Here is an 18,736-nt window from a genome sequence, read left to right as displayed (position 1 = left end):
GTCGGACCGCGCTCCACGATCCGGCCCTCGGACAGCACCGCGACGTGATCGGCCAGCGCCAGCGCGTCCAGCGGATCGTGGGTGACCAGCACTGTCGTCGGCCCGTCGCGCAGCACCCGCCGCAACAGCCCGCGGATCGCCGGGGCCGAGTCGACGTCGAGCGCGGCGAACGGTTCGTCCAGCAGCAACAGATCCGGCGACGAAGCCAGCGCACGCGCGATCGCCACTCGCTGCTGCTGTCCGCCGGAAAGCTGCCCCGGCCGCCGTTTCGCGAACTCCGCCGCGCCCACTTCGGACAGCCACGCCAACGCGATTTCCCGCGCCTGCGCCCGGTTCTTTCCCCTCGATCGCGGGGCGAACGCGACATTGTCCACAGCGGACAGATGCGGGAAAAGCAGCGAGTCCTGCGACAGCAGGCCGATCCGGCGTTCGTGCGGGGGCAGATCGACACCGTGGCCGACCAATTGCCGCCCGGCCACGGTTACCTCCGCGGCCCGCACCGGCAGCAGCCCGGCCAGGCTGCCGAGCACAGTGGACTTCCCGGAACCGTTGGGACCCAGCAGGGCGAGCACAGTCCCGGCGGGCACGGTGAACTCGACGTCGAGGGCGAAGGCGCCACGGGAAAGCGCGAGCCGCGCGGACAACGTCACCGCAGGCCACCTTCCCACGAACGCGGCCGCGCCACCGCGATCACCAGGATGGCCACCACGATGAGCAGCAACGAGAGGGCCACCGCGCTGTCGATGTCCACTTCGGCCTGCGAATAGACCTCCAGCGGCAACGTCCGGGTCACTCCTTCCAGGCTCCCGGCGAAGGTGATGGTCGCGCCGAATTCGCCGAGCGCGCGGGCGAAACTCAGCACCATCCCGGAGCCGAGGGCGGGCAGCAGCAACGGCATCGTGACCCGGCGGAACACCGTCCACGGGCGCGCCCCGAGCGTCGCCGCCACCTGCTCGTAGCGGTCCCCCGAACCACGCAGCGCACCCTCCAGGCCGACCACCAGGAACGGCATCGCCACGAAAGTCTGCGCGATCACCACCGCGGCGGTGGTGAACGGCACCTGCTGGCCGGTCAGCCAGTTCACCAGCTGCCCGAGAAAACCCTTGCGGCCCAGCAGGTACAGCAGGGCCAGCCCGCCGACCACCGGCGGCAGCACGAGCGGGAGCAGCACCACCGAGCGCAACAGCCGGATCCCGGGGACCCGGGAACGGGCCAGCACCACGGCCAGCGGCACGCCGAGCAGTACACAGGCCACAGTGGACAGTGCGGCGGTGGTCAGGGACAGCTTCAGCGCCCGCAGTGACGAGGAAGTCACCAGCAGCGACGGAAACCGGGTGAGATCGGTGCGCACCAGCAGGCCGACGACCGGCAGCACCACCAGCGCGAGGGCGAGCACGGCCGGGAACCAGAGCACGAGGGGTAACCGCGAATGCGGTGGCCGCACCCCGGCCACCGCATTCGAGCCACCCCTACTCGGCCGGGCCAAATCCGATCTTGGTCAGCTCGGCCTTGCCCTGCGCGCCGAGCACGAAGTCGGTGAACTCCTTGGCCAGCGCGGCCTGCGGCGCGTCCTTGACCACCGCGATCGGGTACTTGTTCACCGCACCCGAGGACTCCGGGAAGTCGACCTTGTCCACTTTGCCCGCGGCCGAGGTGGCGTCGGTGACGTACACCAGCCCGGCGTCCGCGTCCCCGGACTGGACTTTGGCCAGCACCTGCTTGACGTCGGTCTCCTCGCTGGCGGGCTTGAGCGTGGTGCCGGTGCTCTTCTCCACCTTCTGCGTGGCCGAACCGCAGGGCACCTGCTTCGCGCAGACCACCACGGTGAGCCCGGGCCTGGCCAGATCGGCGAAGGTCTTGATGCCCTTCGGATTGCCCTTGGCCACCGCGATGGCCAGCTTGTTGGTGGCGAACACGGCCGGCCGGCCGTCGATCACCCCGCTCTGGGTGGCCTTGGTCATGGTGGTCTCGTCCGCCGAGGCGAACACGTCCGCCTTGGCACCGTTGTCCAGCTTCTGCACCAGCGCCGAGGAACCCTCGTAGTCGAAGGACACCTTGACGCCCGGGTGCGCGGCCTCGAACTGCTTGCCGAGCGCGGTGAACGACTCGGTCAGCGAGGCGGCGGCGAACACGGTCAGCGTGCCGCCGGCCGGAGCGGGCGCCGCGCTGGACCCGGAACCGGTCGCGGTGCTGGGTTCGTCGCCCGAACTGCACGCACCCGCGAGCAGGGCGAGCGCCGCGGTGCCGGCAGCGACGAGGACGAACTTCACCGACCTCGTCTGCGGGAGTACCGGAGGCGCCGAGGTGACCGCGGGGGCGCCAGGGTGTCGGCAAAGTCGGTGTGGAGGTCTGTGAAGGGCCCCTTCACCGCCGACTCTGAGTCCGTGAAGGGCCCCTTCACGGACCTGAAATCGGTCCGGCGCACGCCGCGAGGTGGTCGCACACACCTCAGCATCGCCCGCTGCCGGGCCCCCGACCAACTTTGCCGGAACCCTGGCGGGGGAGCTGTGAAGGGTCCCTTCACAGACTCTTAGTCCGTGAAGGGACCCTTCACGGACTTCGCGCGTCCCCGGCCACAGCCTGGAACCACGGCGCAGGGAGAGCTTCTTCATCTGCTTCCTTCTGGGGTTTCCACCACGACGGTGGTCGCTTTCACCACGGCCACCGCGAGCACACCCGGGCGCAGCCCGAGTTCGCGGACGGCCTCGGTGCTCATGAGTGACACCACTCGGTGTGCCCCGCACTGGAGCTCGACCTGGGCCATCACCTTGTCGGCGACGACCTCGGTGACCAGCCCCACGAACCGGTTGCGCGCGGAGCGCCCGACCGCCGACGGATCCTCCGGGCCGGAGGCCTGCGCCCGGGCGAACCCGGCCAGCTGCGCACCGTCCACCACTTTGCGCCCGGCGGCGTCCTCGGACGCGGTCAGCTGACCGGCCCGGACCCACCGGCGAACCGTGTCGTCACTGACGCCGAGCAGCCGGGCGGCCTCGGACAACCGAAATTGCGGCATGGCCGGAAGATTATCTCCGCAGATGCGGAAAAGCCATGTGGGCGCGAATTTTCCAGGTAACGCTTCGGCTATCACCCGCGACCCTGCGGCACCGGGCGGGAACCGGCCTGACACAAGGGAATCCGACCCGATTCCACGAAGTGGAAGACCAACCCGGTGACCTGCGCCACGGACTGCCTCGGCTTTTCCGCTCCGGCCGGGCTATCCTGAACGCAATGACCGCAGTAGATCTCGGGCTTCCTCGCGTCCCCGGTACACGAGGTCAGACCGGCGTGCCCCGCCCGGAGCACCCCGGCCTGCTGGATTCCTTCGGCCGTGTCGCGACCGATCTACGGGTCTCGCTCACCGACCGGTGCAACCTGCGCTGTACATACTGCATGCCCGCCGAAGGGCTCGACTGGCTGCCCGGCGAGCAGGTGCTCACCGACGACGAGCTGGTGCGGCTGATGCGGATCGCGGTCGAACAGCTGGGCATCACCGACATCCGGCTCACCGGCGGCGAACCACTGCTGCGGGCGGGACTGGAGGACATCGTCGGGCGGGTCACCGCACTGCGGCCGCGGCCGCGGGTGTCCATGACCACCAACGGAATCGGGCTGGCCAAACGCGCGGCCGGACTCGCCGCGGCCGGGCTGGACCGGATCAACGTCTCGCTCGACACCATCGATCGCGCGCGGTTCGCCGAGCTGACCCGCCGTGACCGGCTGCCGCACGTGCTGGCGGGGCTCGCCGCCGCCCGCGACGCGGGGCTGAGCCCGGTGAAGGTCAACGCGGTGCTGATGCGCGGGCTGAACGAGGACGAGGCGGCGCCGTTGCTGCGCTTCTGTCTCGACGAGGGCTACCACCTGCGGTTCATCGAGCAGATGCCACTGGACGCGCAGCACGGCTGGAACCGCGCGGACATGATCACCGCCGCGGAGATCCTGGAAAAGCTGGGTGCGGCGTTCACGCTTTCGCCGTTCCCGGCCGCCCGCGGCGGTGCCCCGGCGGAACGCTGGCTGGTCGACGGCGGCCCCGGCGACGTGGGCGTGATCGCCTCGGTGACCAGACCGTTCTGCGCCGCCTGCGAGCGCACCCGGCTGACCGCCGACGGCGCGGTCCGCTCCTGCCTGTTCTCCAACGACGAGACGGACCTGCGTACCCACTTGCGCGCGGGCGCGCGCGATGAAGAGGTGGCGGACGCCTGGCGGGCCACCATGTGGGGCAAGCTCGCGGGCCACGAAATCAACGAGGCCGGCTTCGCGCAGCCGATCCGGCCGATGAGTGCGATCGGCGGATGACCATGTCAGCTCCTCGGCGTGCCACCCCGGAAACCGGCTCCGCGGAGGTCGTGACGGTCGTCGTCCGGTACTTCGCCGCCGCGCGGGGCGCCGCCGGGCTGGACGAGGAGAAGATCGAGCTACCCACCGGTGCCACGGTGGCCGGCGCCATCGAGATCGTCCGGGCCCTGCATCCCGGACCGCTGGCCCGGGTATTGGACGCGGCGAGCTTCCTGGTGAACGAGATCGCGGTCCGCGATCGGTCCCGCACCCTCGGCGACGGGGCCCGGCTGGATATCCTCCCCCCGTTCGCCGGAGGCTGAGCCGTCCGGCGAAGCGCCACTCACCCGGCTGAGTGGCACACAGGACGGCCGAGCCCGATCATCCGGCCATTCGGTCCGGATCGCGGCGAACGGCGGCGCAGCAGCACTCAGCGGCCATTTCCGCTTATCCCTACTCTCCGAAGCAGTTCGCTCACCGCGCATTCGGGGTTTGCGCAGAACCACTCCGGCGGCACTGGCGCGCCGGCCCGGCAATCGTTAAGGTACTTGGCCCTTTCACCGATACGAATGGCCCTTTGACGCCATATCGACGTGACCCAAGCCTCACGATCTGTGAAATATCTCGGCCAGAAAACGGACCGATAACGGCCCGCTGACCTGCACAGATATCCGAATCGAGGGAAGGTTGCACGCGTTACTGTGACGTAGGTCACATGCAGAATGATTTCCGATCACGGCCGTAGTTACGTACCGTCGCTTTTCGGTTGGCCCCGACCGACCATGCACGACCGGGAATCCGTAGCGCCCAGCCCTGTCCAGCGGATACCCGGACCCAACCCCGAGCGAAAGCATTTCCGGACAGGGACGAGGGGACGAAGACGACGCGTCGTGCGCCGTCCGCGTCTGCCGCCCGGCAACGGGCGGACGGGCTCCCAACCCGACCCGCAGCGACCAGCTCGTAGGCGTAGGAAACCGAGATGTTTCGAAATGTCGTACCGAGGCAAACACCGCAAGATGTCCGCTGCCACCCGCACCATTGCCCGCGTCGCTGTCGCGGGTATCGCGGTCGGCGCGCCCCTCGCGATCGCCGCGACCCCCGCGTCGGCGACGAACTGGGACGCTATTGCGCAGTGTGAGAGCGGCGGCAACTGGAGCACCAACACCGGCAACGGCTACTACGGTGGCCTCCAGTTCACGCAGAGCACCTGGAAGGCATACGGCGGCACCGGCAGCCCGCAGGGCGCGTCGCGTGACCAGCAGATCGCCGTGGCCGAGCGGGTCATGCAGGGGCAGGGCCCCGGCGCATGGCCGGTGTGCAGCAAGAAGGCCGGCAGCGCGTCGTCCTCCTCGCACAAGTCCACCAAGCAGAGCACCAAGAAGTCGACGACCAAGCAGAGCACCAAGTCGGCCGAGCCTGCCCCCAAGAAGAGCACCGCGCCGAAGAAGGTCGTCCCGGCCGCTCCGGTCGCCGCGGTGGGCAGCTCCAACCCGAACGGTGACTACACCGTCGTGGCGGGCGACACGCTCTCGAAGATCGCGCAGAAGTTCGGCGTCAAGGGCGGCTACGAGAAGCTGCAGGACCTGAACGAGAAGTACGTGCCGAACGCCGACCTGATCACCGTCGGCCAGAAGCTCGCCACCAAGTGATCCGGGCCTCCCGCGCGGAGGCCGGTTCCACGGCGTAGCCGCGGCCACTCACGCGAAGGGCCCCACCGCGACCTAAAATCCCCTGGCGGTGGGGCCCTTCGCGGCGTACCGGCGAACTCAGGGCGAATTCACCCACTCGTTCGTGCCATCGGTGAAGTGCTGGTGCTTCCACACCGGCAGCCGGGCCTTGACCTCGTCCACGAGTTCGGCACAGGCGGTGAACGCGGCCCGGCGGTGATCGGCGGCGACCGCGCACGCCAGCGCGACGTCGCCGATGGTCAGCGGGCCGACGCGATGGCTCACCGCGACCGCGCGGACCCCGGTCCACCGGCCGGCCAGTTCGGCGACCACCTCGGCGAGCACGTCCCGTGCGCTGGGATGTCCCTCGTAGGTCAGGTCCCGCACGCCTTTGCCACCGTCGTGGTCCCGGACCACCCCGGCAAAGGTGACCACCGCGCCCGCCGCGTCGTCCGACACGAGCCGGGCATGCTCCTCCACGTCCAGCGGCTGGTCGCTCACCTCGGCGCGCACCACGCGCGCGGGCCCGGCGGCGGACGTCGGCGACCGCGGATGATCGCCCCCGGCGAGCTGGTCCACGGCGTGGTCGAGAATGTCCGCGAGCACCCGCAGGCCGTCCTTCACCCCGCCACTGGATCCCGGCAGGTTCACCACCAGCGTGCGACCGGCCACCCCGGCCACCCCACGCGAGAGCACGGCCGTGGGCACCTTCGGCAGCCCGGCCGCCCGGATCAGATCCGCGACCCCGGGCAGCTCGTAGTCCAGCACCCCGCGCGTCACGTCCGGGGTCCGGTCGGTCGGGGAGATCCCGGTGCCCCCAGTGGTCAAGACCACCGCGACCGGTTCGGCCACCGCCTCCCGCAGGGCCACGCCCACCGGATCGCCGTCCTCGACGACGACCGGATCGGGCACCTCGTACCCCCGCTCGCGCAGCCACGCCACCATGACCGGACCGGTCTTGTCCGCGTAGACGCCCCGGGCCGCGCGATTCGACGCGACGATCACTCGTGCCGTTTTCATGCCGCCTCCGCGAGAATAGGTCCGCCGGCGGTGCTTATCGCCGCCTCCGCGGGAAAAAGCACGTCGGCGGGGTTTACCGCCGCCTCCGCGGAAAAGCGTACGTCGGCAGCGTTCATGCCGCCTCCGCGGGAGAAAGCGGGGCTCATTTCGGCCGTTCCCAGGTGCCGGTCTTGCCACCGTCCTTGCGGATCAGCCGCACCGCGTCGAGGGTCGCCGCCGGATCGACGGCCTTGATCATGTCGTGCAGGGTGAGCCCGGCGACGGCGACCGCGGTCAACGCCTCCATTTCGACGCCGGTGACATCGGTTGTCCTGGCCGTCGCGGAAATATGCACCGCCGCACCGGCCAGCTCGAATTCCACGGTGACCCCGGAAAGCGCGATCTGGTGGCACAACGGGATCAGCTCCGGCACTCGCTTGGCCGCCATGATCCCGGCGATCCGCGCGGTCGCCAGCGCGTCGCCCTTCGGCAGGCCGTCGGCCGACAGCAGGTCCACCACTTCCGCAGTGGTGTGCACCGTGCCGCCGGCCAACGCCGTGCGCGCGGTCGCGGTCTTACCCGAGACGTCGACCATCCGGGCGGCCCCGGTCTCGTCGACGTGGCTGAATTCGCTCACTCCGCAAAGGTTAGTGTGCTTTCTCCGCCCGCACCGCGTTACGCACCGCTTCCGCGACCGCCGGGGCGACCGCGTTGTCGAACACACTGGGCACGATGAACGACGCGTTGAGCTTGCCGTTGTCCACCACGTTCGCGATCGCGTCCGCGGCGGCCAGCAGCATGGTGTCGTCGATGTTGTTCGCGGCGGCGTCGAGCAGGCCGCGGAACACCCCGGGGAAGGCCAGCACGTTGTTGATCTGGTTCGGGAAGTCGCTGCGCCCGGTGGCCACCACCGCGGCGTGCTTCTGCGCCTCCAGCGGGTCGACCTCCGGGTCCGGGTTGGCCAGTGCGAAGACCACCGCGCCGGGGTTCATCGTGGCCACCTGCTCGGCGCCGAACAGGTTCGGCGCGGACACGCCGATGAACACGTCCGCGCCGACGAGCGCCTCGTGCAGCGTGCCGGACTGCTTGTGCCGGTTCGTGTGCTCCGCGATCCAGGTGAGGTTCTCGTCCAGGTTGCCGCGGTCCGGATGCACGATGCCGTCGATGTCCGCGGCGACGATGTCACCCGGGTCGCGGCGCAGCAGCAGCCGGATGATCGCGGACCCGGCCGCGCCGACCCCGCTGACCACGATCTTGCAGTCCGCCATGTTCTTGCCGACCACGCGCAGTGCGTTGCGCAGCGCGGCCACCACCACGATCGCGGTGCCGTGCTGGTCGTCGTGGAACACCGGGATGTCCAGCTGCTCACGCAGCCGCTTCTCGATCTCGAAGCACCGCGGCGCGGCGATGTCCTCCAGGTTGATCCCGGCGTACACCGGGGCGAGCGCCTTGGCGATCATGATGATCTCCTCGGTGTCCTGAGTGTCCAGGCACACCGGCCACGCGTCGACGTCGGCGAACTTCTTGAACAGCGCCGCCTTGCCCTCCATCACCGGCAGCGCGGCGGCCGGGCCGATGTTGCCGAGGCCGAGCACGGCGGAGCCGTCGGTGAGCACCGCGACGGTGTTGCGCTTGATGGTCAGCCGGCGCGCGTCCTCGGGATTCGCCGCGATCGCCTGGCACACCCGGGCCACGCCCGGGGTGTAGGCACGGGAGAGGTCGTCCCGGTTGCGGAGCGCGACCTTGGGGCTGACCTCGATCTTGCCGCCGAGGTGGATCAGGAAGGTCCGGTCGGAGACCTTCCGCACGCGCACGCCCGGCAGCGAGTCGAGCGCCTGGGTGATGTCCTGCGCGTGATTCTCCGACAACGCGTTGGCACTGATGTCGATCACGATGGTGTCGGCGTGCGACTCGACCACGTCGAACGCCGTGAGCACCCCGCCCACCCGGCCGACGGCGGTGGTGAGGTCACCGGCGGCGCTGGACGACGCCGGGGCCTCGACCCGGACGGTGATGGAATACCCGGGACCGGGAACCGGCATGGCACTTCTCCCCGCTGGTGTGTTCAGGTAGGACAGTGCCGAATTTAGTCCCGTGATCGCCGCCACCCGAGGCCAACCGGGTGACTGGCCGGTAACGTCCGCGAGGTCAGCGGTTGATCTTGGTCTCCGGGTGCACGTAGGGCACCGTGTCCAGCGGGAAGGTCAGGTCGCCGAAGGGCGACAGCGCGCCCTGCCGGTCGGAGGAGAGCTCGGTGACCGGGTGCTCGCCCGGTTCCCCCGGCCAGGTCGGGTCGACGCCCTTGCCGCTCTTGCGCTGCGCACCGTTGGCCACTGTTTCCTCCAGGCCCTCGTCCGACTACTGGTACACAGTCTGCCCGAACACCGCCTGCGCCCGCGCACCCGCCCGGTATCCTGGGCCTCTATGCCCGCGACCTCCCTGGCGGACTGGTTGCGTGCGGAGCCCGACGAGGCACTCGCCGAGCTGTTGCGCACGCGGCGCGATCTGTCCACGCCACCCCCGTCCGACACCACCGTGCTCGCCACCCGCGCCGGCACGCCGGGGTCGGTCGCGCGGGCCTGCGAAGACCTCGACACGTTCACGCTCGCGGTGCTCGACGCGCTGCTGCTCGCCGGTGCCGACACGGCAGCCGTACCGATCGGCGAGGTGACCGCGCTGGTCGGCCGGGACGTCACGGACGCGCTCTGCCGACTTCGCGCGCGGATCCTCGCATGGGGCGGGGACGACGCCCTCCGCGTGCCGCCCGCGGCCAGGGACACGCTCGGCCCGTTCCCGGCCGGGCTGGGCGCCCCGGCACCCGCGCTGGCCACCGACGCCGAGGCCCGGCTGGCCGAGGTCGGTGCGGACGAACGGGCGGTGCTCACCGCGCTCGCCGCCGGCCCGCCGATCGGGCGCACCCGCGACGCGGGGCTCGACCTGGCGCTGTCCGACGCGGAGACCCCGGTGCAGAAGCTGCTCGCCCGCGGGCTGCTGCTGCGCCGCGACGATCAGACCGTGGAGCTGCCCCGCGAGCTGGGCCTGCTGCTGCGGGGAGGGGTCGCGTTCGAGGCGGCCGCACTGACCGAGCCAGCGCTGCCCGTCCATCCACATCAGACGGACACTGTGGACGAAACCGCGGCCGGCGAGGCGATGGAACTGTTGCGGCAGGTGGAATCCCTGCTGCGAGGGTGGTCGCAGCAGCCGCCGCCGGTGCTGAAGTCGGGTGGGCTCGGCGTGCGCGAGCTGAAGAAGCTGGCGAAGGACCTGGAGGTGGACGAGACACGCGCGACGCTGCTGGCCGAGCTGGTCGTCGGCGCCGGTCTGGTCGCCGACAGCGAGAACACCGCACCGGAGTGGGTGCCGACCACGCTCACCGACAGCTGGCTCGCGTCCCCTTCGGTGCAGCGCTGGATGACGCTCGCCCAGGCGTGGCTGGAATTGCCGCGGCTGCCCGGCCTCGCCGGCGGACGAGACGCGAAGGACAAGCCGGTCGCGCCGTTGTCCGAAGACCTGCGGCGGCCACTCGCGCCGGTCGGGCGTCGGCGGGTGCTCACCGCGCTGGCCGCGCTGCCCGGCGGGGCGGGCGTGCAGAGCGTCGACGAGCTGGTGCGCACGCTGGCCTGGCGGGCGCCGCGGCGCGGTGGGCGGCTGCGCGACGAGACCGTGCGGTGGACGATGGCCGAGGCGACCGCGCTCGGGCTGATCGGCCTCGGCGCACTGACCACCGGCACCCGGCTACTACTGGCCGACGACCGTGTCGGCGCTGTCGAAGCCATGCACGACGCGTTGCCGGACCCGGTGGACCACGTGCTCGTGCAGGCGGATCTGACCGTGGTCGCGCCGGGTCCGCTCGAACCGGAGCTGGCCGCCGACATGGCCGCGGTCGCCGATGTCGAATCGGCCGGGCACGCCACGGTCTACCGGGTCACCGAGAACACCGTGCGCCGGGCGCTGGACACCGGCCGTACCGCGGACGAGCTGCACACGATGTTCCGCGCCAAATCGGCGACGCCGGTGCCGCAGGGCCTCACCTACCTGATCGACGACGTGGCCCGCCGTCACGGCAGGCTCCGCGGCGGCGCGGCCGGATCGTTCCTGCGCTGCGATGACGAGGCGCTGCTCGCCGAGGTGCTGGCGCACCCGGTCGCCACCGGGTACGACCTGCGGCTGATCGCGCCGACCGTGCTGATCAGCACCGCCCCGCTCGGCGAAGTGCTGGAAGCGTTGCGGGGCGCGGGTTTCGCCCCGGCCGCCGAGGGACCGGACGGCCGGGTGGTCGACCTGCGCCCGAGCGGCCGCCGGGTGCCCGGCCGCCCGCGGGCAGTGCGGGCGCGGCCGGGCGAACAGGCGGTGCTGACCGACGAACAGGCTGCCCGCATCGTGTCCAACCTCCGCGCCGGAGACCAAGCGGCGGCACGGCGGCGTGGCTCCGCGGTCCAACCGCCCCGAGGCGGCGGCGCGGACACCACGGCAACGCTGGAGCTGCTGTCCCGCGCGACGCTGGAACACCGTGAGGTGTGGATCGGCTTCGTCGACTCCCGCGGCACGGCGAGCCAGCGCGTCGTACGCCCCCTGCGCGTGGGCGGCGGGGTGCTGGAGGGGGCGGATCACGAGCGATATCCGTTGCACCGCATCACTTCTGCCGCACTGGTGGAGGACTAGCCGACGATGATCCTGCCGAAGGTGCGCGACCCCCGCATGGTGACCATCCGCCGCGGCGGCTCGCTGACCGACGAGGATCACCGGCTGCTCGCCGAGTGGGCGGCGGTGTGCGCGGAGCACGTCCTGGATTGCTTCGAACGCGAACAGCCCGGCGATCCGCGCCCCCGGGAAGCCATCGCCGCCGCCCGCGCCTGGGCCGGCGGCGAACTGCCGATGATGCGGGCGCGGGCGCTGGGCGGACATGCGATGGGCGCGGCCCGGCCGCTCGCCGGGGCGGCCCGCTTCGCGGGCGCTCGCCGGGAGGGAAAGCCGTGAAGGGGCCCTTCACGGACTCAGAGTCCGTGAAGGGCCCCTTCACAGCCCTGGAACGGGATGGCCGGGCGCCCGGGTTACAGGCTCCGCAAACCCTGCAGCACCCGCTCCATGAACTCACGTGAGGACCGGTCGCCCAGTACCAGGTCGGTCTGGTGCAGCAGCACCAGGCCGATGTCGGCCATGTCCCCCACCAGCACCTTCACCACGCCGAGCGGCAGGTTCAGGTGCGCGGCGATTTCCGCGACCGAGCGGGTGTCCAGGCACAGATCGCAGATCCGCCGGTGCTCGATGGAGCGCACCCCGCGGTAGCGGCGGCCGCTGTCGCTGGTCGAGACCAATGCTTCGAGCGCGAGGTTGTAGTCCGAGTGCGTCCGGCCGCGAGTGCGGGCGTACGGGCGTACCCGCGACTTCGGCTTGGCGGCCGATCGGTCCGTGGGAGCGGCTTCGTCGACGCCCTCCCCTTCCGCGGACCAGAACTGGTCCAGCGCGGAGGCGCCCGACTGCTCCTGCGGCGGAGGGGGCAGCGCGTGCCTGCTGCGAGGGGCCTCCTCCGGGTACCGGTATGCGGACTCCTCCGGCACCGTCCGGTCGTGTGCGCCCGGCGAGCCCCGGTCGGCGTATTCGTCGAACGAGTAGGGGTCCGGCGGCTCCTCGACCCGGTGCCGGCGGCCGGACGGGGGTGGTTCGGGGGCCGCGTGCTGCCCGCGTGGGGGCTCCTCCGGCCAGTAGCCGGGCGCGAAAGCTCGTCCGTCGCCCCCAGGCGCGGGCGGCTCCCGGTAACCGTCGTCGTACCGGACGGGCTCCTCCCGCTGCACCGGCGGCGGTGGCAACGGTGGCGGTGGCGGTGGCGCGGGACGGACGGGGTTCGGGCGAGCCGGCAGCCGCATCTTCAACGTGCTCAGCTCGAAGCGGCTGGGTGAGTCGAACTCCGTGCGGTCGTCACCGCGGTGCAGCGCCTCCCAGGCGCCCGTGTCCTGCTCGCCGAAACCCGAGATCCTCACCCACGCACCCCGCCCTGCAGCTGAGCCCGCAGCTCGGGGCTGATCTGCTGGCCGACCCGCTCCACGAGCAGGGTCATCTCGTAGGCCACCGTCCCGATGTCGCACGAGGGCGCGGCCAGCACGGCCAGCGACGAACCGTCGGACACCGACATCAGGAACAGGTACCCGCCCTCCATCTCGACCACGGTCTGGTTGACCCCGCCCGCCTCGAAGCAGCGGGCCGCACCCAGGGTGAGGCTGATCAGCCCGGAGGCGACCGCGGACAGCTGTTCGGCCCGCTCCTGCGGCAGCCCCTCGGACGGGGCGAGCAGCAGGCCGTCCGCGGACACCAGCACCGCATGCGCGGCGCCCGGGACCCGGCGCACGAAATCGGAAACCAGCCAGCCGAACGTGCCCTGCTCCGCCGGTGCGCCGGAATCGGTCCCGGAATAGGTCACTGGCCCTCCAAGCTGTCGAACGCTGGGACACCCGCCCGGCACCGGGCGGTCCTGCTCGCCCGGCCGCCGTGAAGACGCCATTCCAGCGTATTCACCTCCTCGGCCGTGTCGAGCGTGCGACGGGGCACGGTACGCGTACTTCCGTGCCGACGTCGCATCGACGCATGCGCGACCACGCATTCGCGGGTCACTCGGTAGGGCCGGTGACGAACTCCGAGGAAAGCGTATCCGAGCTGGTCACCGCCGTGGTGGCAAGCCGATCGGGGGACGATCGGCACCGGCCCGGACAACCGAGAGGAGTGCTCCCTGCTCCAGACGGATGCACCGCTCCCCGAAGAGGGTGAAGCGCGCGGAGTTCACTCCAACGGCGGCATCGCACCTGGACCGGGCTCAGCCCGCCTGCAGTGCCGTGTCGTGCGCGATCGCGTGCTGGACGACCGAGATCAGCACCTGCTTGGCCGAGTCCCGCTCGCGCGCGTCGCAGGCCATGATCGGCACCGACGGTGAGATCGTCAGCGCGTGCCGCACGTCCTCGATCTGGTGGTGCAGCAGGCGGTCGAAACAGTTGATCGCCACCACGTAGGGCAGCTTCCGGTTCTCGAAGAAGTCGATCGACGGGAACGCGTCGGCCAGCCGCCGGGTGTCCACCAGCACCACCGCGCCGATCGCGCCGACCGCGAGGTCGTCCCACATGAACCAGAACCGGTGCTGGCCCGGTGTGCCGAACACGTACAGCACCAGGTCCGAGTCGAGCGAGAGCCGGCCGAAGTCCATCGCGACCGTGGTGGTCGTCTTCTGGGGCGTGGCCGTGATGTCGTCGTACCCGACACTCGCCTCGGTCATCAAGGCCTCGGTGGTCAGCGGATCGATCTCGGAGATCGCCCCGACCAAAGTCGTCTTTCCCGAACCGAACCCACCCGCGACCACGATCTTGGCCGACGAGGTCGGACCTGCCTGCGGTGTGTTCGGGTCGGAGTCAAATTCTCCGAAGCCCACTGAGCACCCTTTCCATGAACTCGATACTGGGGCGGTCGCCCGCGCTCGTGCTGGTGCTGGTGTGCACCAGCACCAGGCCGAGCCCCGCCACATCTCCGATCAGCACCCGCACCACGCCCAGCGGCAGCCGCAGCAGCGCGGCGACCTCGGCCACCGACCGGGTGTCCAGGCACAGATCGCAGATCGACCGGTGCTCGGGCACCCGGACCCGGTCCAGCAGCCGGCCCTGCTCACTGGTCGAGACCAATGCCTCGACCGCGAGATCGTAGGTCGGCTTGGTCCGCCCGCGGGTGCGGAAGTAGGGCCGGACCAGCCCGGAGGTCTCCACCTCGGCGACCGGCGGCTCGCTCGCGGCCTGCGCGGGCAACGCCGCGGCGAGTTCGTTCGAGGACGGGCCCGGCGAACCGTCCCGCGCCGTGCTGAACGCGGCGAACTCGGCCGAGTCGTAGAGCGGGCCGCTGGCGCCGCCGAACAGCTCCGAGCCGGGGCCGCCGAGCAGCCGGTCGCGGTAGCCGGGCACGGCGGTGATGCCCGGCTGCTGCCCGGCGTTGGAGTCGGTCAGCCGGTCGGGCGGCCGGGCCGGCTCCGGGCCGGGTCCGGGCTCCGGTTCGTCGAGCCGGGCGTGCCGGGCCCGCCACTCACGGTCGACCCGTTCGCGGAAGGACTTCCAGTCCTCCCGTCCCCGGTCCCGCTCGCCCCACCCGCCGGTGGAGTCGTCCCCGAGCCGGCCATCGCCCCGCAAGCGCCCGTCGTCCACGGCTCACTCCTGATCCCGGCCCGCCTAGCGGCGGACCGCAGCGCCCTGCAGTTGCGCGCGCATCTCCGGGGTCAGCTGCTGCCCGACCCGTTCGACGAGCAACGTCATCTCGTACACCACCAGGCCGATGTCGCTTTCCGGCGAACCCAGCACGGCCAGGCAGGAACCGTCGGACACCGACATCAGGAAGAGGAAACCGTTGGCCATCTCGACCACGGTCTGCGCGACCGGGCCGCCTTCGAACACCTTCGCCGCGCCCCGCGCGAGGCTGGTCAGCCCGGAGGCGACCGCCGCGAGCTGGTCCGCGCGATCCTTCGGCAACCCGCGCGAAGCCGCGAGAAGCAGACCGTCGGCCGAAACGACCACTGCGTGCGCGGCACCGGGAACCCGGTGCACGAAGTCCGTGATCAGCCACGCGAAGCTGCCCGTCGCGCCGCCGGCACTTCTGCCGTTCGGCTGCACCGGCCCGCCTCCCGGCTGCACTGCACCCGCCCGTGTCACTGTTGCTCCTCACTGCCGCTGTCGCTCACGTAGCCGGCTCCGGTCACGCGCGCCTCGTCGTCGAGCCGGGCCTCCGTCGGCCGATCCTTCAGCGCGTGCCTTCCGGAGGTGTATCCACGCTGGAAGCTTGCCATCCGGCTGCGGGCCGCTGTCGCCGAGCGGGTGATAGCACCCTTTCCGGGCAGCCCGGCGGTCTGGTCGGTGAACGAGTTCTGCGCTTCGGCCGGCTTCTGCGCGCCGGATATCGAACCGGGGACCAGATATGCGTTCGGTACGCGCTTGGGCAACCCGGCCGAGGTCACCTCTTCGTTCTTGGACTCGAGCAACGACTGTGCCGCCTGCCAGCCCTCGTCGGAGACGCTGTGCCAGTCTTCACCGGCCGAGTCGTCTTCCGGGCCGGGGTAGAGCGGCGTCGCTTCGGCCGGCTCGTCCTCGGCTGCCTGCACCGGTTCGGGTGCCTGGTGCCGCGCGGCCGCGGGGGCCGGCAACGGTTCCGCCGCGTCGACACCCGGCAACGCACCGGGCTCGGCCTCGTCGCTGCCCTCGCTGAACCAGCGCGAAAGCACCGACTGATAAATCGGAAGCCGCCGGGTGGGCACGTCGTCTTCGAGCGCGGACGGGCCGTCCTCTTCCTCGGGCGCCTCGGCCGCGGGTTCTTCCGGCACCACGTGTTTCGGCTCGCGCTTCGGCAGTACCAGCGGTGCGAACTGGGTCTCGGAAAGGCTGGCACCGTCCCCATTGGACTCACGGGTGAGCGGGGCGAGGTCGTCCGCGGTCGGCCAGGCGGGTACCTGTTCGGCCGGCACCTCCGGGCTCAGGAACGGACCGGCCGCCCGGTTGCCCGCGACCAGATCGTCGAGACTGATCGGTTGATCCAGCGGGACCAGCCCGCCGTTGGACTCGACCGGCACCGACGGCGGCTCCTCCGGTGCCGCTTCCGGCGCCCGGTTGACCGGCGGGAAGCTCGGGTGCGAAATCTCGTTGCGGTTCGGCGGGGGCGGGGTGTGCCGCGGCGCGACGGGCACCGGGACGCGTACGTCGGTGAGCAGGCCGGCGGGCACCACGACGCGGGCGACCACACCGCCCTCGATGTCCTCGTTCTCCCGCAGCCGCACCTCGATGCCGTGCCGCTGGGCCAGCCGGGCGACCACGTACAGGCCCATCCGCCGGGTCACCGACACGTCCAGGTCCGGCGGGTCGGCCAGCCGGGTGTTCAGCTCCGCGAGCCGGTCCTCGCCCATGCCGACGCCGTGGTCGGTGACCTGGATGGCGAGCGCCTTCTTGCGCGTGACCACCGCGCGCACTGTGACCTTCGTCTCCGGCTCGGAGAAGTAGGTCGCGTTGTCCAGCAGCTCGGCGAGCACGTGCACGAGGTCGTGGATGGCCAGGCCCTGCACCGCGACCTCGGGTACCACGCCGACCTCGATCCGCGCGTACTGCTCGATCTCGGACACCGCGGCGCCGATGACGTCCGCCGCGGGTATCGGCTTCGGCACCGACTTCGCGAGCCCGGCGCCGGAGAGCACCAGCAGTGATTCACCGTTGCGGCGCAACCGGGTGGCCAGGTGGTCCAGCTCGAACAGGCTGGCGAGATGGTCCGGATCCTGCTCGTCGGCCTCCAGCCGGTCGATCACGCCGAGCTGGCGTTCCACCAGCCGCTGCGAACGCCGGGAGAGGTTCACGAAGATGCCGTTGACGTTCTCGCGCAGCAGCGCCTGTTCCGCGGCCATCTTCACGGCCTGCTCGTGCACCACGTCGAACGAGCGCGCCACTTCCCCGATCTCGTCGCGAGAGGTGACCGGGACCGGGTCGACCGCCTTCTTCGAGGCGTTGACCGGATCCGGATCGTCCAAAATCGACTGCACGGTCTCCGGCAGCCGGGTGTAGGCCACGTCCAGCGCGGTGGTCCGCAGTACGCGCAGCGGGCGCAGCATCAGCCGGGCGATCGCGAGCATCAGCACCAGTGCCGCGATCAGCGCCGCGAGCACGATCGCGCCACCGATCCACGCGGACTGCACGGCCGAGCCGGCCAGGCTGTCGGCCTGGCTGCGCAGCTGGTTGAGCAGGCTGCTCTCCACCGCGCGCAGCTTGTCCGCGGCGATCGTGGAGTCCTGGCTCAGCCGGGTGGGGTCGATGTTGAGCGAGTGGCCCTGGTTGGCCTGCGCGGTGGAGAACGCGGTCGCCTCGACCCGGCGCCGGTCGTCGACCTCCGGGCCGGAGTAGGTGTCGTTGTAGAGCCGGACCTGGTCGTCGGTGGCGTTGGCCAGGAACACCGAGATCGAGGCGTCCCCGCTGGCCTCCGCGGCGCGGGTCTCGTCGAGCAGGCTGCCCGGGAAGGCGTCGCGGAACGCGGCCACCAGCAGCGCGCTGTCCCCGCGGAGGATGGACTCCTTGGCCTCGCTGATCGACTGCGTGCTGGTGCCCAGCCGGAGCAGGCCACGGTCGCTGGTCGCGGTGGTCACCTCGCGGCCGAGCTGCACCAGCGAGTCGAGAATGGAGGAATAGGTGTCCAGCGCGGCCAGGTCCGAATAGGAGGAGGAGCCGATCGCCGCGCGCAGCGGGCGCAGCGCGTCCAGCCGCTGCAGGCCGCGTGCGTAGCGGTCGCTGGTCGCCGGGTCGTCGGCGTTGAGCTGCACGGCGGCGTCGCGCAGGTCGTCCACGCCGCGGTCGACCTTGGCCACCTGCGCGTCCAGCCCGGCCTGGCGCAGGGCGTCGCGGGAGGAGATCCGGGCCACCGCCAGCGCCCGCTCGCCTTCCAAGTCGTGCACCACGGAGGTGACCTTCTGCGCGAAGGCCACCTGATCCGCGGTCCGGCTCAGCTGCGTGGCCTGCCGTACGTCGTCGACCACGCGCAGCACACCGAGCACCAGCGCGGTGAGGGTCGGGATGATCAGGATGAGCGCGAGCTTCGACCGAAGCCGCCAGTTGCCCAGTGCGAAGAAGGAGCTGTCACCGCGCGATGCGCGCTCGCGCGCAGGGGCCCCTCCCACCCCCGTGGTGTCTTCATTCGGCACCGCCGCACCACCATCGTCGTCCGGGTCCACGGGACCCTGTGCTTCGAAACCTGCCGTGCCCGCGGCCACTACCCGCACGCCTCCGGCAGCAGGCCCGCGCCGCTGGCGCCCCGGG

The 18,736-nt window shown here is 71.2% G+C and carries 18 protein-coding genes and 1 pseudogene; 5 read left to right on the top strand and 14 right to left on the bottom strand.

Features of this window, described 5'->3' with window-relative positions; all coding sequences use genetic code 11:
- Positions 1–155: 155 nt before the first annotated feature.
- The 4 genes and pseudogenes from ATK36_RS34725 to ATK36_RS20285 form a co-directional block, all read right to left on the bottom strand.
- A pseudogene (locus ATK36_RS34725) lies at positions 156–650 on the bottom strand (ATP-binding cassette domain-containing protein); the annotation flags it as partial.
- A complete protein-coding gene (locus ATK36_RS20295; RefSeq protein WP_098512981.1) occupies positions 647–1,414 on the bottom strand; it encodes an ABC transporter permease in 768 nt (255 codons plus the stop codon). The gene ATK36_RS20295 and the pseudogene ATK36_RS34725, both read right to left, overlap by 4 nt.
- A 55-nt stretch (positions 1,415–1,469) precedes the next feature.
- Positions 1,470–2,270 (bottom strand): molybdate ABC transporter substrate-binding protein, encoded by an 801-nt coding sequence (gene modA, locus ATK36_RS20290; RefSeq protein WP_170069813.1) that lies wholly within the window; start codon positions 2,268–2,270, stop codon positions 1,470–1,472.
- A gap of 338 nt (positions 2,271–2,608) precedes the next feature.
- A complete protein-coding gene (locus ATK36_RS20285) occupies positions 2,609–3,013 on the bottom strand; it encodes a TOBE domain-containing protein (protein WP_098512980.1) in 405 nt (134 codons plus the stop codon).
- 215 nt (positions 3,014–3,228) lie between these two features.
- On the opposite strand from ATK36_RS20285, the gene moaA reads away from it, so the two are divergent.
- The 3 genes from moaA to ATK36_RS20270 all read left to right on the top strand — a co-directional run bounded on the left by moaA (position 3,229) and on the right by ATK36_RS20270 (position 5,921).
- Positions 3,229–4,293 (top strand): GTP 3',8-cyclase MoaA, encoded by a 1,065-nt coding sequence (gene moaA, locus ATK36_RS20280; protein WP_170069812.1) that lies wholly within the window; start codon positions 3,229–3,231, stop codon positions 4,291–4,293.
- Positions 4,290–4,595 carry a MoaD/ThiS family protein gene (locus ATK36_RS20275; protein WP_245914923.1) on the top strand — a complete coding sequence of 102 codons (306 nt, stop codon included), beginning with the start codon at positions 4,290–4,292 and terminating at the stop codon, positions 4,593–4,595. Before moaA ends, ATK36_RS20275 begins: the two co-directional genes overlap by 4 nt.
- A 666-nt stretch (positions 4,596–5,261) precedes the next feature.
- On the top strand, positions 5,262–5,921 hold the full coding sequence (locus ATK36_RS20270; RefSeq protein ID WP_098512977.1) for a transglycosylase family protein: 660 nt from the start codon (positions 5,262–5,264) through the stop codon (positions 5,919–5,921).
- A 117-nt stretch (positions 5,922–6,038) separates the two neighbouring features.
- On the opposite strand, the gene ATK36_RS20265 is transcribed toward ATK36_RS20270, so the two are convergent.
- The 4 genes from ATK36_RS20265 to ATK36_RS20250 all read right to left on the bottom strand — a co-directional run bounded on the left by ATK36_RS20265 (position 6,039) and on the right by ATK36_RS20250 (position 9,272).
- Complete coding sequence (locus ATK36_RS20265; protein ID WP_098512976.1) at positions 6,039–6,959, bottom strand: molybdenum cofactor biosynthesis protein MoaE; 921 nt, start codon at positions 6,957–6,959, stop codon at positions 6,039–6,041.
- Between the two features lie 142 nt (positions 6,960–7,101).
- Positions 7,102–7,575: a cyclic pyranopterin monophosphate synthase MoaC gene (gene moaC, locus ATK36_RS20260; RefSeq protein ID WP_098512975.1), complete on the bottom strand. Its 474-nt coding sequence runs from the start codon at positions 7,573–7,575 to the stop codon at positions 7,102–7,104.
- A 10-nt stretch (positions 7,576–7,585) separates the two neighbouring features.
- Complete coding sequence (locus ATK36_RS20255; protein WP_098512974.1) at positions 7,586–8,980, bottom strand: NAD-dependent malic enzyme; 1,395 nt, start codon at positions 8,978–8,980, stop codon at positions 7,586–7,588.
- Positions 8,981–9,086: 106 nt separating this feature from the next.
- Positions 9,087–9,272: a hypothetical protein gene (locus tag ATK36_RS20250; RefSeq protein WP_098512973.1), complete on the bottom strand. Its 186-nt coding sequence runs from the start codon at positions 9,270–9,272 to the stop codon at positions 9,087–9,089.
- Positions 9,273–9,362: 90 nt separating this feature from the next.
- Between ATK36_RS20250 and ATK36_RS20245 the strand changes: the two genes are divergently transcribed.
- Positions 9,363–11,600 carry a helicase-associated domain-containing protein gene (locus ATK36_RS20245; protein WP_098512972.1) on the top strand — a complete coding sequence of 746 codons (2,238 nt, stop codon included), beginning with the start codon at positions 9,363–9,365 and terminating at the stop codon, positions 11,598–11,600.
- A gap of 6 nt (positions 11,601–11,606) precedes the next feature.
- Positions 11,607–11,915, top strand: a complete 309-nt coding sequence (locus ATK36_RS20240) for a putative immunity protein (protein ID WP_211291911.1) — start codon at positions 11,607–11,609, stop codon at positions 11,913–11,915.
- Between the two features lie 74 nt (positions 11,916–11,989).
- On the opposite strand, the gene ATK36_RS20235 is transcribed toward ATK36_RS20240, so the two are convergent.
- The 6 genes from ATK36_RS20235 to ATK36_RS20210 form a co-directional block, all read right to left on the bottom strand.
- Complete coding sequence (locus ATK36_RS20235) at positions 11,990–12,916, bottom strand: DUF742 domain-containing protein (RefSeq protein WP_098512971.1); 927 nt, start codon at positions 12,914–12,916, stop codon at positions 11,990–11,992.
- A complete protein-coding gene (locus ATK36_RS20230) occupies positions 12,913–13,353 on the bottom strand; it encodes a roadblock/LC7 domain-containing protein (protein WP_098512970.1) in 441 nt (146 codons plus the stop codon). The genes ATK36_RS20235 and ATK36_RS20230 overlap by 4 nt, the downstream gene beginning before the upstream one ends.
- 390 nt (positions 13,354–13,743) lie before the next feature.
- Entirely contained in the window at positions 13,744–14,349 is a 606-nt protein-coding gene (locus ATK36_RS20225) for a GTP-binding protein (protein WP_098512969.1), read from the bottom strand.
- Positions 14,330–15,106: a DUF742 domain-containing protein gene (locus tag ATK36_RS20220; protein ID WP_098512968.1), complete on the bottom strand. Its 777-nt coding sequence runs from the start codon at positions 15,104–15,106 to the stop codon at positions 14,330–14,332. The genes ATK36_RS20225 and ATK36_RS20220 overlap by 20 nt, the downstream gene beginning before the upstream one ends.
- Before the next feature lie 24 nt (positions 15,107–15,130).
- Positions 15,131–15,607, bottom strand: a complete 477-nt coding sequence (locus ATK36_RS20215; RefSeq protein ID WP_386998515.1) for a roadblock/LC7 domain-containing protein — start codon at positions 15,605–15,607, stop codon at positions 15,131–15,133.
- Entirely contained in the window at positions 15,604–18,621 is a 3,018-nt protein-coding gene (locus tag ATK36_RS20210; RefSeq protein ID WP_098515033.1) for a sensor histidine kinase, read from the bottom strand. The genes ATK36_RS20215 and ATK36_RS20210 overlap by 4 nt, the downstream gene beginning before the upstream one ends.
- Positions 18,622–18,736 lie beyond the last annotated feature (115 nt).

Origin of the sequence: Amycolatopsis sulphurea (genome assembly GCF_002564045.1) — a bacterium.
In the GTDB taxonomy this organism is placed as follows: Bacteria; Actinomycetota; Actinomycetes; order Mycobacteriales; family Pseudonocardiaceae; genus Amycolatopsis; species Amycolatopsis sulphurea.
This window is presented reverse-complemented; position numbering and strand designations above follow the sequence as displayed.

Bases quoted from the DNA above. Each gene is read 5' to 3' on its own strand.
- ATK36_RS20270 (WP_098512977.1), top strand. From the start codon at position 5,262: ATGTCGTACCGAGGCAAACACCGCAAGATGTCCGCTGCCACCCGCACC.
- ATK36_RS20265 (WP_098512976.1), bottom strand. From the start codon at position 6,959: ATGAAAACGGCACGAGTGATCGTCGCGTCGAATCGCGCGGCCCGGGGC.
- ATK36_RS20255 (WP_098512974.1), bottom strand. From the start codon at position 8,980: ATGCCGGTTCCCGGTCCCGGGTATTCCATCACCGTCCGGGTCGAGGCC.
- ATK36_RS20275 (WP_245914923.1), top strand. From the start codon at position 4,290: ATGACCATGTCAGCTCCTCGGCGTGCCACCCCGGAAACCGGCTCCGCG.
- ATK36_RS20245 (WP_098512972.1), top strand. From the start codon at position 9,363: ATGCCCGCGACCTCCCTGGCGGACTGGTTGCGTGCGGAGCCCGACGAG.
- moaA (WP_170069812.1), top strand. From the start codon at position 3,229: ATGACCGCAGTAGATCTCGGGCTTCCTCGCGTCCCCGGTACACGAGGT.
- ATK36_RS20285 (WP_098512980.1), bottom strand. From the start codon at position 3,013: ATGCCGCAATTTCGGTTGTCCGAGGCCGCCCGGCTGCTCGGCGTCAGT.
- ATK36_RS20240 (WP_211291911.1), top strand. From the start codon at position 11,607: ATGATCCTGCCGAAGGTGCGCGACCCCCGCATGGTGACCATCCGCCGC.